Here is a 13,101-nt window from a genome sequence, read left to right as displayed (position 1 = left end):
TAATTATGGCTTTAATAAAATCAGTAAGAGGCTTTACTCCCAAAATAGGTAAAGACACGTTTTTAGCAGACAACGCTACCATTATCGGCGATGTAGAGATAGGCGAAGGTTGCAGCATCTGGTTCGGAACCGTGCTGCGAGGCGATGTAAACTCCATCCGTATCGGCAACGGGGTGAATATACAGGACGGTTCCGTCCTGCACACCTTATACGAGAAATCGACGATTGAGATCGGCGACGATGTGTCGGTCGGCCACAATGTCACGATCCACGGGGCAAAGATATGCAACGGCGCCCTGATCGGGATGGGTTCGGTCGTACTGGACCATGCCGTGATCGGCGAAGGTGCCATAGTCGCTGCCGGATCGGTCGTGTTGAGCAAGACCATCGTCGAACCGGGAAGCATCTACGCCGGCGTACCGGCCAAGTTCGTGAAGAAGGTAGACCCGGAGCAGGCGAAGGAGATCAACCAAAAGATCGCCAAGAACTATCACATGTATTCATCCTGGTATAAAGAAGAAGAAGAAGAATAGATGAAAAGGATTGGATGGGCAATGCTATTGGTTGCCTGCTGCATAGGAGGTTTTCTGGCATTGCCCTCCAACTATTACCTGCGTAGGGCACTCACCCATTTCCTGCCCAAGATCGACCAGTACCCGATCTTCGAGAACCGGATCGTCAAAGCGGGCGATCCAGCTCCGTGGCAACAGGCGAAAGCCTATAACACTTGCTCGATACCGGATAAATATCTTCCGGTATTCAACAACTTGGGGACAGTCGCCTATGTTGTCATACAAGACAGCACGCTGCTTTTCGAACAGTACTGGGAAGATTATTCGCCGAAATCGCACAGCAACTCGTTTTCGATGGCAAAAAGTATTGTTTCGCTGGCTATCGGATGCGCCATAGACGACGGGGTGATCCGGGACGTCGACCAGCCGGTCTGCGACTTTTTCCCCGAATTCGGCGGATATAACGGAAAGCCACTCACCATCCGCCACCTGCTGACGATGAGTGCGGGAGTCGATTTCCAGGAGGCTTATTCCTCTCCCTTCTCTCCCACAACACAACTCTACTACGGAGACGACCTTCACAAGATCGCTTTCGGCATGAAAGAGATTGCCGAGCCGGGCATAAACTTCATCTATCAAAGCGGAGTGACACAACTTCTCGCGTTCCTGGTTGAAAAAGCGACGGGAGAAAACATCAGTTCCTATGTCTCCCGCAAGCTCTGGACACCCTTGCAGGCCGAAGAAAACGCCTTATGGAGCTTAGACAAAAAGGAGGGCATGGAAAAAGGATATTGCTGTTTCAACAGCAACGCACGCGATTTCGCCCGTTTCGGACAACTCGTTCTGAATAACGGGTACTGGAACGGCAAGCGACTGATCTCCGAAAGTTATCTGAAGGAAGCGACTACGCCCGACACGACTCTCCTCTTCCCGGAATATAATGAAACGAACCACTGTTACGGATTCCAGTTCTGGCATCTGAACTACAAAGGTATGGATATCCCGTACATGCGGGGAATACTCGGACAATACGTCTTTATCATCCCTGACAAAAACGCCGTTGTCGTCCGCCTCGGCCACAAACGTAGCGAGACAAGGACGTCACAACATTATCCGGACGATATCGATACCTGGCTGGCCGCAGCACTGGATATCATGGAACAAGGTAAACAACACAATTAATTGCAAATGAAAGAATACAAATACATCCTGCTGGATCTGGACGGTACGATTACCGATCCGATGATCGGCATCACCCGATGCGTCGAATATGCATTGAACCATTTCGGCATACAGGTAAACGACCTCCGCGAGTTATGTCCTTTTATCGGTCCTCCCCTTCTGGACTCGTTCCGGGATTTCTATCATTTCACGGACGAACAAGCCAAAGAGGCTACAGAAAAGTACCGGGAACGTTTTGCCGATACCGGTATTTATGAGAACAAACTGTATGACGGCATGAAAGACTTTTTAGAAGAGGCAACCCGGCAAGGACGCATCCTGATGCTGGCGACATCCAAACCGACAGTCTTCGCCAAACGCATCCTGGACTATTTCGATATCGCCCGTTATTTCACCTTCGTCGCCGGTAGCGGCTTGGACGGTTCCTTTTATACAAAAGGAGATGTGATCCGCCATGTATTGGAAAGCAATAACCTGACGAACCATCCCTCAGTCGTCATGATCGGCGACCGCAAACATGATATCATCGGAGCCAAAGAGAACAGACTCGATTCGATCGGCGTGCTTTACGGCTACGGTAACCGGGAAGAGTTGTCGCAAGCCGGTGCGGACTATATCGTAGAGGATATTGCCGGACTGCGCAACCTGCTGTTCCATATATAAAGAAATTAAACTACTTTTGTGACAGAACACTTAAAAACTAAACAAATTATATCATGAGAAGAAACAATCTGTGGATAACAGCCCTTGCATTCGGGCTATCGTTATCGGCTTATGGACAGGGCAGGCAGGAAGGTGGTATCTCTTCCGGGATGTTGCAGGAAATCAAGCAAGCCTACAAAGGAACGCCGGCCGACAAAGCCATTCACAACGCGATCGCGGGTAACGACATCAACAAACTGGCAATCAACAACGACAGTAAAAACAATTTCGACACCTACTTTTCCAACAAAGTGAACAGCAAAGGGATCACGAACCAAAAATCATCCGGCCGCTGCTGGTTGTTTACGGGGCTGAACGTAATACGTGCACAGGTCATCGCCAAGTATAACTTGCCGGAATTCGAACTCTCGCAGAACTATAACTTCTTCTGGGACCAGCTCGAGAAGGCCAACCTTTTCCTCCAAGGAATCATCGACACACGGGAAAAGCCGATCGACGACAAGATGGTGGAGTGGCTGTTCAAGAATCCGATCGGAGACGGTGGACAGTTCACCGGCATATCCGACAACCTGATGAAATACGGCATCGTTCCTTCCGGTGTCATGGTCGAAACGTATAGCAGCGACAACACCAGCCGTATGTCCAACCTGATCGGCCTGAAACTGAAAGAATACGGATTGGTATTGCGTGACGCAAAAGGCTCGAAACCGGAAACGCTGGCAAAACGCAAGACAGAGATGTTAGGCGAAATCTACCGCATGCTGGTCCTCAACCTCGGAGAACCTCCTACGAAATTCACCTGGACCCGCAAAGACGCAAGCGGCAAACCGGTCGAAACAAAAGAATATACCCCGCAATCGTTCTATCAGGAATTCGTGGGCGAAGATTTGAAGAACAACTACGTCATGCTGATGAACGATCCGAGCCGCGACTACTACAAATTATATGAGATCGATTTTGACCGCCATGCCTATGACGGCAAGAACTGGACATACGTCAACCTTCCGATAGAAGATATCAAAGAAATGGCGATCGCCTCCATCAAGGACAGTACCATGATGTATTTCTCCTGTGACGTGGGTAAATTCTTCGACCGTAACCGCGGAGTGCTCGATGTCGACTATTATGACTACGGTTCGCTGATGGGCACGACTTTCGGTATGGACAAGAAACAGCGCATCCAGACATTCGCCAGCGGCTCTTCCCACGCCATGACATTGATGGCAGTAGACTTGGATGCCAACGGCCAACCTAAAAAATGGATGGTGGAAAACAGTTGGGGTCCGGGCGCTAACAACGGCCATCTGATCATGACGGACGAATGGTTCAACGAATATATGTTCCGCTTAGTTGTCAACAAGAAATTCATCACCGACAAAGTCAAGGAAGTATTGAAACAAACACCGACAAGGTTACCGGCTTGGGACCCGATGTTTGCGGAAGAAGAGTAAAAACGTGTTAAAAGTGAAAAGTTGAAAGTTGAAAGTTTTTTGTTGCTATTTCAACTTTTCACTTTCAACTCTCAACTTTCACCTATTAATAGTATCCTTCATTCTGCGCCTCTTCGGCAGACGGCTTCGGAGACAGGCGGTCGATATGGTTCTGCGGGATCGGACGGAGCTTGTGATATTCCCGTATATTCGGAGCGGCATCCGGATTAAACTTCTTCACACGCTCGTACAAAGTTTCCGTACGCACCAAGTCTTCCCAACGGTTCATCTCGCCGTATGTTTCACGGGCACGTTCATCCAGCATAAAGCCGATAAAATCGTCACTGATCTCTGCTGGCGTCACTAATATCGACTTTTCGGTCGAACCGGTCAGGTTAGCTATATTGCCACCATCTATCTGCCACCACTCCTGCGGTTTGGCTTCTCCTTCCTTATAGGCGGCACGTTTACGGACGATGTTGATCAGCGAGGCAGCCTTCTCGAAATCACCCTTTCTGCCATAAGCTTCGGCAGCTATCAGATAAGTCTCACCCAGGCGCATCCGGACAAAGTTACGTCCTCCCTGCTCATAGTTCATATCCGGACGTTGCGTATCGAGCCATTTCTTCAGGCAAGGGAAAAAGTGGTTCGTGTTTTCATCCACAGGAATTAAAGTATAACGGGCCTTCGCTATGTCCAACTGCATCTGGCGGTTTTTCGCTTTGTCGATCACGGTTCCTTTATAGTCTTTTGCCCCATAGTATTTCGGGATAAAATAGACAGCCGTATCTCCCAAAGCGAATTTAGGCTTACCTACCAGTTCCGCCGGAGTTTCATACAACAAATCATCCGTTGTCTTACCGTTCTCATCCACATAGTAATATTTATCCTGCCATACGGGAATAGACGATTCCTTATTGGCATAGAACACCCAGCTGAACATCTTATACATACGGGAATCATTCAGATGGTCGAACAACTCAGTTTGTAAATAAGGAGTCGGCTTCACACGCTTCCAGGCACGTCCCTGCTGGAGGTCACGCTGCATTCCCGGCAACTTCTCGTAAGTCGGAACCCAATACAAGTGCATCTTATTCCCATCCGAGCCGTTAAACAAGACGTCGTTTGTAAACTCGACACCCCAGATCGTCTCGGACGAAACCTTTTGCCTGTCCTGGTCGATCGTCAACGAATAGTCCGGTTCCAGGGCAAATTTGCCAGAGTTGATGACAGCCTCGGCAAAATAGGCAGTACTGTCCATGTCGGTCGGTTTCTGTCCACGCTGGTCTTTCACGGCGCTGCCCCTTGTCAGGTAGACTTTCGAAAGCAAGTTAGCAGCCGCCCATTTGGTTGCACGGCCACGATCCGCCTGCATGGCGACATCGGGCAGAGCATCAAACGAGTAACGCAGGTCGCTAATGATAAAGGCATACAAGTCCGCAACCGACGCACGCGGGAAATCGGTTATGATCTGCGAAACATTCCCTTCACTCAACAACGGGATACGTCCGAAATGCTGAACCAGATCAAAATAGAAATAAGCACGCATGAAACGAAGTTCACCTTCCCGCGCCACTTTCTCGGCTTCGGTCATATCTCCCACTTTCGGCAAGAACATCAATGCCGTATTGGCACGTGTAATACCTTTATAGGCATTTTCCCAAAATTCATACAACATACCGAAAGAAGAGTTCAGCTGATTGCTGTATTTATTGAAAGCATCCTTATTACCGCCATCGGCCCCTTCCCAGACATAATCCACGCCATACTCGGTCAGGCAATAATAACGCTCGCCACCGACATACCAGCGCATGGTCGAATAGACACCGTTCACGGCAGTCTCTATACCGGTCTTTGTTTCCAGATAATCATACGACACCCCGCTGACCACCTTTTCATTCAGGAATGATTCGCACGACACGCCGGCTGCTGCCACTAAAGACAGCAAACCATATTTTATTATATTTTTCATACTATCGTCTATTTATCATGTTAGTTATTATCAAAAGCTCAGGTTCACACCAAACAGATACGTCCTCGGCATCGGTTCATTGAAGTCGCCCCCACTTTCAGGGTCCGTACCTGAATAGCCTGTAAAGACATACGCATTCTGTACGGTTGCATACACGCGCAACTTCTGAATGCCGACATTCTGCAACAACGTCTTCGGCAAGGTATAGCCCAACGTCACCTGCCCGATTCTCAGGAACGAAGCGTCTTCCTTATAAAGAGAAGAAATGTAGTTCGGGTTCTCGAAGTCGATATTCGGACGCGGAGCCTCGTTACTGTGGTTACTGATCGGATTGCCGTTTTCATCCTCGCCGATAATACGCCAGTAGTTCACTTTCGCACCGTTATAACGCCCGTTCAAACTCCATCCCCTATCAAAAGATTTTGTCTGCCCGAAAGCTCCATTCAGAAAGAAACTAAAATCAAAATCCTTATAATCTAAATAATTACTCATGCTCAACGTCACGGTCGGATTCTCATGACCGAGGATAAAGCGGTCTTCGGAAGTGATCTTATAGTCGCCATTGCGGTCGACAATCTTGATATCGCCTGGTTTAAAGATGCCTCCCCACTTTTCGAGTTCGGCAGCATCTTCCAGTTGCCAAATACCGTCGGCCTTATAATCATAGAACACTTTCACGGGCTGGCCGATAAACCATTTATTCCCTTCGTCGTCGACTTTCCCGTTATAGAGTTCCACGATCTCCTCCTTGTTGACGGAGAACATAAAATCAGTCGTCCATTTGAAGTTCTTCGCATCGATATTGACCGTATTCAAGGTTACTTCCAGACCTTTGTTACGGATGTGTCCGATATTGGTCGTCACATTGCCGAAACCGGAAACAATCGGCAACTGGCGGTCCATCAAGAGGTCGTTCGTGTTCTGAAGATACAAATCCACGCTACCCCCTATCCGGCCGTTCAAGAAACCGAAATCGATACCGGCATTCCATTGCTCAGTCTTTTCCCATGACAAGTTCGGGTTCGGCATCTCTTTCTGATAGAAGGCCAGCACGCCGTTCGAACCATAGCTGTAACGCCCGTATTCGAGGCTGCCCTGCGTCTTGTAAGGATCGATGGCCGTGTTGCCGGTGATACCCCAACCTAAGCGGAGCTTCAAATTACTCAGGCAGTCGACATCTTTGAGGAACGATTCCTCCTTGACACGCCATGCAAGGGCAGCAGAGGGGAACAGCACCCATTTATGCCCCGGCGCCAAACGGGAAGAACCGTCGTAGCGGGCAGACACCGTCAGCAGATAGCGGTCTTTGTAGTTATAGTTCACACGTCCCATGAAAGAAGCCAGATTCCAACGCTGGTAATCGCTCGATACGGACTCGATCGTCTGAGCTGAACCGACATTGTTCCAAGTCTGGTTCTCATAAGGCAGGTCTTTCACCTTGATTTCCGACTTCTCGTATGTTTCCTGCTGGATAGACTGCAAGAAAGTCAAACCCAGAGTATGATCTTTTTTAAAAGTCTTGTTATAGAACAACAGGTTTTCCCACGTGTACATACGGCGGTTGTCACGAGCATTGACAGCACGCGCCGGACTGCCGGAACGGTCCGAACTCAACGCCCCGTAGAACTCGTTGCCGTACCAGGGACCTATGTCGATACCGACATTCGAACGATATTTAATATCGAACGGAAGCGTGACGTCTAAATAATAACTTCCCAGGAAACGGTCTTTCTTTATCTCCTTCTTTTCATGTTCAAGGTTCAGGAATTTATTCCATAACTGCGGATCGTTACCGGGACGGGCTTCAATGATGTTACCATTTGCATCATAAATATCAGCCAATGGATATGTCAACTTCACACCATCATAAAGGTTACCTCCGTTATTACGATCAAGATGAGAAAAAGAGGTTGAACCGCCGACCTTCACATATTTGTTTAAAGTCCAGTCAAAATTGACGCGAACCGAATAACGCTGATAATCTTGTCCCTTCACCACGCCTTCTTGTCCGAAATAGGTAGCGGAAGCAAGCATCTTCAGTTTCTCCGTGCCTCCCCGAACACTGACTTCATGGTTGTGGATCGGAGCAATGCGCAAGGCCTCCTCCGTCCAGTCGTTGTAAGGGACACGGTCGGAATGCCAGACACCGTTCTCGTCATATCCCTGTTCGATCTTGCTCATGATACTCGGATCGGCATTGAAATAACCGATCTTACGGTCCCAATCCAATGTCGGGACAAGCGGATACGGGGTTGTCTTGTTGGTAGCACGATTCGCCTCGCGCACCATTTCGACCCACTCGCCGCCATCGAACATTTCGATCTTACGGGCAGCCTGCTGTACACCGACATAGCCATTATAATCGACCTGCACCTTACCTTCTTTTCCCTTCTTTGTTGTCACCAAAATAACGCCATTTGCACCACGCGACCCGTAGATAGCTGTGGCGGAAGCATCTTTCAACACTTCGACCGACTCGATATCGGAAGGGCTCAATTCACTCAATGCCACAACGATAGGAATACCGTCCACGACATACAACGGATCGTTTGTCGCCTTCAAAGACCTGTTACCACGCACACGGACCTGTACGTCCTCACCCGGTTTGGCACTCGTCGACAAAATCGTTACACCGGCAGCACGTCCCTGTAAAGCCTGTGCCGCACTGAAAGAAGCGGTCTCCTGCAATTTCTCTCCTTTTACCGAGGCTACCGAACCGGTCAGGTCCCGCTTCTTGGCCACACCGTAGCCGACCACCACGACTTCGTCGAGGTTTTGCAAGTCCTCTTTCAAAGTGATAATCACATTTCCCTGTCCTTTGTAAGCATAGTCCTGCGGCTGATAACCGATGTAGGAAACAGCCAGCGTCACAGCCGGTTTAGAGATAGTAAAAGAAAATTTACCGTCGATATCGGTAATGGAACCATTCGTAGTCCCCTTCTCGACTACGTTCGCCCCGATGATAGGTTCACCGGTCACATCCTTGACAACGCCGGAAACCGTATGCTGGGCATAGGCGGCCGCGGCGACAAACACACTAAATAAACAGACCAGCATGATCGTATGCAGCCGTTTGATTGTAGCTTTTGTTTTGTTCATAATAATAAAATCAGCAATTAATAAATTAGATTAATATATTCACTCATCTGGCATCATGCAGAAGCTGCATGATGCCTTTATTGTACAATAAAGGCATCATGCAGAAGCTGCATGATGCCTTTATTGTACAATAAAGCGACAGGCGCTCAATGTATATTATTTGTCGATTGTTTTTTAATTAGCTCGTATCGTTCATAATAATATATTTTCAAGGTCTTTATTCTATGTTTCCGTACACACATAAACATAGAAGAGTTTTCCTCCGATTCCGGCTGCAAAACAAATAAATTATTGATTTCGAGGCTTTAAATTATCATTCAAAGGCTTTCAAATATCAATCAAATGCCTATCTTTGTTACAAAACCGCCGGTCCGGAGGCTTTCCGGGCCGGCGGTTCGTTTTATAAACAATTAAAAATCGTTACCATGAGCATCTTATTGAACAAAGTGCAGCGCGGAAACCCTTCCGACAAGAACGCCGCAAAGAAATGGTATCCTGTCCAGAACTCGACGGGATTAGTAGATGAAACCAAAGTAGCCGACCTTATCGCCGACGAAACCACTCTTAACCCTGCCGAAGCCTTGATGGCCATCCGGCAGTTCCAAAAAGTATTGTTGCGGCTTTTGCTAGACGGACATAGCGTGAAATTGGGAAACTGGGGTACATTCTCCATTACTCTGAACACGAAAGGCGAAGCCGAGAAAGCATCTCTGACGGTCCATAACATCTTGAAAGTAAACATCGCCTTCCAACCGGGGGAAGACCTGAAAACAGCTATTCAAAAAGCCGATTTCATCTGGATAGAAAACCTGGGAGGCAAGACGAAAGAATCGGGAGGGGAAGAAGAAAGACCGGGCGAATTGTAGCCCCATTTCCCCCTTCACCAACCCACTTTCCCCAGTTGCCCAACTCACAACTCTGAGTTGGGCAACTCACGATTCCGAGTTGGGCAACTCAGGGACGCGAGTTGGGCAACTCGGAACAGCAAGTCGGGCAACTCACGGATGCGAGTTGCCCGACTTATATATATGCTTTGAATATCAAAGAAATTACGGATGAAATCACTTTCCCGCTTCCGGCAAGTCCGTCCCCCCGTCGACCGGAATCATCAAAAACGAATATTCACGGGCGGTCGGGGTGATCGTATATTCGGGATGGGTTTGGGCGCCCCAGGTGTTATCGCCGCCGACACCCATCTGGCAGCCCGCGATGTTCAGCCAGACCATGTCTTTCTTTTCGATGCTGCCGCCATGCACGTGTTTCGTCATGGAAGGGATATAGTAGAGGTCCTCGATCGGGAAATTCCAGGCGCTGACCTCCAAAGGTTCCCGGGCTGACCGGATCAACAGGCCCTCGCCCGAAGCATTTTGCAGGGCGACCCAGCGGACATCCGTCTTATTGGCCGTTTCCTGGGCACGGACATACGGATGGTATTGTTCCCAGACGGTCGCCTTATAGAGATCGATATCGGCGGACGATTTGCGGTCCCAATAGTTTTCGTGCGGGCCACGGCCGAACCAGGTCATCCGGTCGTATTCGCCGGCAAGCACCATCCGCATACCGAAACGGGGCATTTCGGGCAAGGCTTTCCCGCCCGGTGTGAAGTTCAAAGTCGTTCGGACAATACCGTCGGGATAGACGACGTAGGTCACGGAGCAAGCCGATTCCTGTTCCGGCATCGTATAGGAGGCACGGATCGTCACCGCTCCCCCGTCTCCGGCACGGTCGGCAGACATACCGACGAGTTGCAACTCGTTTCCGGCCTGCTTCCAGGTTCCGCAACGCTCCAACATACCGTTCGCCACATCGTTATCGGTCAGCGGACGCCAGAAATTCGGGCGAAGGCCGGCTTGCAGATATTCTTTTCCTTTCACCTTCAGGCTGGTGATCTCTCCCGTCTTCCGGGAGAAAACAAGAACGGAAGAAGAGGCGGTCACCGTATAACCGTCCGATGTCTCATCCACTTTCGCCGATCCCTTAAAGGGGCGGTTTGGAATCTCTTTTACCGGTTCCTTAACAGGATGGCAAGGAAGTTGCCATTGCTCGGATGCTGCCAAATGCCCTTTGGGAACCAATGGAGAAGCCTCCTTCGTACAAGCGGAAAGATGCAGGAAATACTCCGTTCCGGGTTTAGCTTCGATAGCCGGGAGGGGCAGCGTGACGACAGCCGAGGCATGAGGGGCGATCACCGGGACATCGAGCTGGCCTTCGTACAAGATTCGTCCGTCGGCCTTGATCTTCCATGTATAATCATAGACATCGGAAGACAGGAAATCGTGGCGGTTCGTGACCTTCACCTGATTCGGCGAGAAGGGGACGCCTTCGAAATGCATATACTGATAGACCTTTTTCACTTCATAGATATGCGGATGCAGGGTGCGGTCGGCAGCCACCAAGCCATTGGCGCAGAAGTTGGAATCGTTGACAATGCCGACGAAGCCCATATCGCCGCCGTATGCCCAGACATCCTTGCCTTTCCGGTCCTTGATGGCAAACGTCTGGTCCACCCAGTCCCAGATAAAGCCGCCTTGCAGGTTGTCATATTTATAGATCAGCTCCCAGTAGTCGCCGAGGTTGCCGACGCTGTTCCCCATCGCATGCGCATATTCGCAGAGGATCAGAGGACGCTCCTGACGCTGGTTCGCCCATTGGCGGAGCAGCCAGATACGTCCGTACATCGGACAATAGATATCGGACAGGCCCTTCACGCCTCCCCCTTCGTATTGGACGGGGCGGCTCGCGTCGCGTTGTTTCGCCCAGTGGTAGATCGTCTCGAAATGTTTCCCGTAGCCGGACTCGTTCCCCAAGCTCCAGGTGATAATGGCGGTCACGTTCTTATCCCGCTCCACCATTCGTTCCATCCGTTCTATGAAAGGGATTTCCCAGCCATCCATATTGGCAAGCGTACCGTCCGGATGGGCTTCCATGCCGTGCGATTCGATGTTCGCCTCGTCGACTAAATAGATACCGTATTCGTTGCAAAGCTCGTACCACTCTTCGTAGTTCGGATAGTGGCAGCAACGGACGGCGTTGATGTTGAATTGTTTCATCAGGCGGATATCTTCGACCATGCTCTCCACCGAGATCGAACGTCCGCGGTGCATATCGTGTTCATGCCGGTTCACCCCCTTGATCAGGACAGGCGTACCGTTGACTAAGAGCATTCCGTTCTTCATCTCCACCTTCCGGAAGCCGAAACGTTGCGTGAACGATTCCGTCACCTTGCCGCTCCGGTCCACCGTGTTCACGACAAGGGTGTAGAGGTCGGGAGTCTCTGCCGTCCAGCGTTTCACCTCCGGGAATTTTTCAGAGAAAGAGAGCACCGTGTCCGTCGCATTCCTGACCGTCAGGCAGCCGGATGCCAGTTCTTTCTGTCCGTCGAGGACTTTCAACCGGACCGATGTTCCTTTTGCTAAGGAGCGGCTATCCATCGTAAAACGGATATCGAGCAGACCGTCCCGGTATCGGTCATCGAGGTCCGCCTTGATCTCGAAGTCTTTGATACGGGATTTCGGACGGGCTATCAGCATCACGTTCCGCTCGATCCCGCTATATTTCCAGTAGTCCTGTCCTTCCAAGTAAGAACCGTCGCTATAGCGGTAGACTTCGACCGCCAACTTGTTTTCTCCAGCTTTCAGATATTGATTGATCAGAAATTCGGACGGCAGGCGGCTGTCCTCGCTATAGCCCACGAACCGGCCGTTCACCCAGCAATAATAAGCGGATTCGACTCCTCCGAAATGGAGCAGCACGTCCTTCCCCTTGAAATGCTCCGGGACGGTAAAGGTCGTCACGTACGAGCCTACCGGATTATAATCTTGCGGCACATATGGAGGATTGGCGGGGAAAGGATAGCGGGTGTCCGTATAGATCGGGGCGTCGAAGCCCTGGAGTTCCCAACTGCCCGGCACTTCGATATCTTTCCAGCCGGAGACATCGAAGCCTTCTTCGTAGAACGTGGCGGGACGGGAAGCCGGGTTCTTGGCAAAATGGAACTTCCACGTTCCGTTCAGCGACTCGCGGCGTTCCAGCGTCGCGTCTTTCTGCAAAGCGGCTCTTTCCGAGGCATAAGGCACGAAATGGGCATGGATCGGCTCCCGGTTGATCTGGTTTATGCGCTGGTTCTCCCACTCTTTATGCCGGGCATGGCCGGCCAGAGCCAATGAAAGCAGCGCACCGATGGCGAATAGTTTGTGTTTCATGATAATAGAAATCTAAGTGTTTGCGACGAAGATACGGAATA

Annotated in this window: 8 protein-coding genes; 5 read left to right on the top strand and 3 right to left on the bottom strand. The window is 50.1% G+C overall.

Translation table 11 applies throughout. From position 1 onward, the window contains the following. The first annotated feature begins 5 nt into the window (after positions 1-5). The 4 genes from ACPYIV_RS20515 to ACPYIV_RS20500 are packed head-to-tail and all read left to right on the top strand — an operon-like array spanning position 6 to position 3,808. On the top strand, positions 6-533 hold the full coding sequence (locus ACPYIV_RS20515; protein WP_425884869.1) for a gamma carbonic anhydrase family protein: 528 nt from the start codon (positions 6-8) through the stop codon (positions 531-533). After that, positions 534-1,694, top strand: coding sequence for a serine hydrolase domain-containing protein (locus ACPYIV_RS20510; protein ID WP_301703963.1), 1,161 nt, complete (start codon positions 534-536; stop codon positions 1,692-1,694). 6 nt (positions 1,695-1,700) lie between these two features. Further along, entirely contained in the window at positions 1,701-2,357 is a 657-nt protein-coding gene (locus tag ACPYIV_RS20505) for an HAD family hydrolase (protein ID WP_293732475.1), read from the top strand. Between the two features lie 53 nt (positions 2,358-2,410). Continuing rightward, positions 2,411-3,808, top strand: a complete 1,398-nt coding sequence (locus ACPYIV_RS20500) for a C1 family peptidase (RefSeq protein WP_293732474.1) — start codon at positions 2,411-2,413, stop codon at positions 3,806-3,808. Between the two features lie 85 nt (positions 3,809-3,893). Here ACPYIV_RS20500 and ACPYIV_RS20495 read toward each other — a convergent pair whose 3' ends face one another. Together ACPYIV_RS20495 and ACPYIV_RS20490 are read right to left on the bottom strand one after the other, a co-directional pair. Further along, a complete protein-coding gene (locus ACPYIV_RS20495) occupies positions 3,894-5,759 on the bottom strand; it encodes a RagB/SusD family nutrient uptake outer membrane protein (protein WP_293732471.1) in 1,866 nt (621 codons plus the stop codon). 30 nt (positions 5,760-5,789) lie between these two features. After that, entirely contained in the window at positions 5,790-8,858 is a 3,069-nt protein-coding gene (locus tag ACPYIV_RS20490) for a SusC/RagA family TonB-linked outer membrane protein (RefSeq protein WP_425884866.1), read from the bottom strand. 425 nt (positions 8,859-9,283) lie between these two features. Between ACPYIV_RS20490 and ACPYIV_RS20485 the strand changes: the two genes are divergently transcribed. After that, complete coding sequence (locus ACPYIV_RS20485) at positions 9,284-9,724, top strand: HU family DNA-binding protein (RefSeq protein ID WP_425884864.1); 441 nt, start codon at positions 9,284-9,286, stop codon at positions 9,722-9,724. A gap of 195 nt (positions 9,725-9,919) precedes the next feature. Here ACPYIV_RS20485 and ACPYIV_RS20480 read toward each other — a convergent pair whose 3' ends face one another. Further along, positions 9,920-13,060, bottom strand: coding sequence for a glycoside hydrolase family 2 TIM barrel-domain containing protein (locus tag ACPYIV_RS20480; RefSeq protein WP_425884863.1), 3,141 nt, complete (start codon positions 13,058-13,060; stop codon positions 9,920-9,922). Positions 13,061-13,101 lie beyond the last annotated feature (41 nt).

Source organism: Parabacteroides vesiculifaciens (genome assembly GCF_049860805.1).
GTDB lineage: Bacteria > Bacteroidota > Bacteroidia > Bacteroidales > Tannerellaceae > Parabacteroides.
This window is presented reverse-complemented; position numbering and strand designations above follow the sequence as displayed.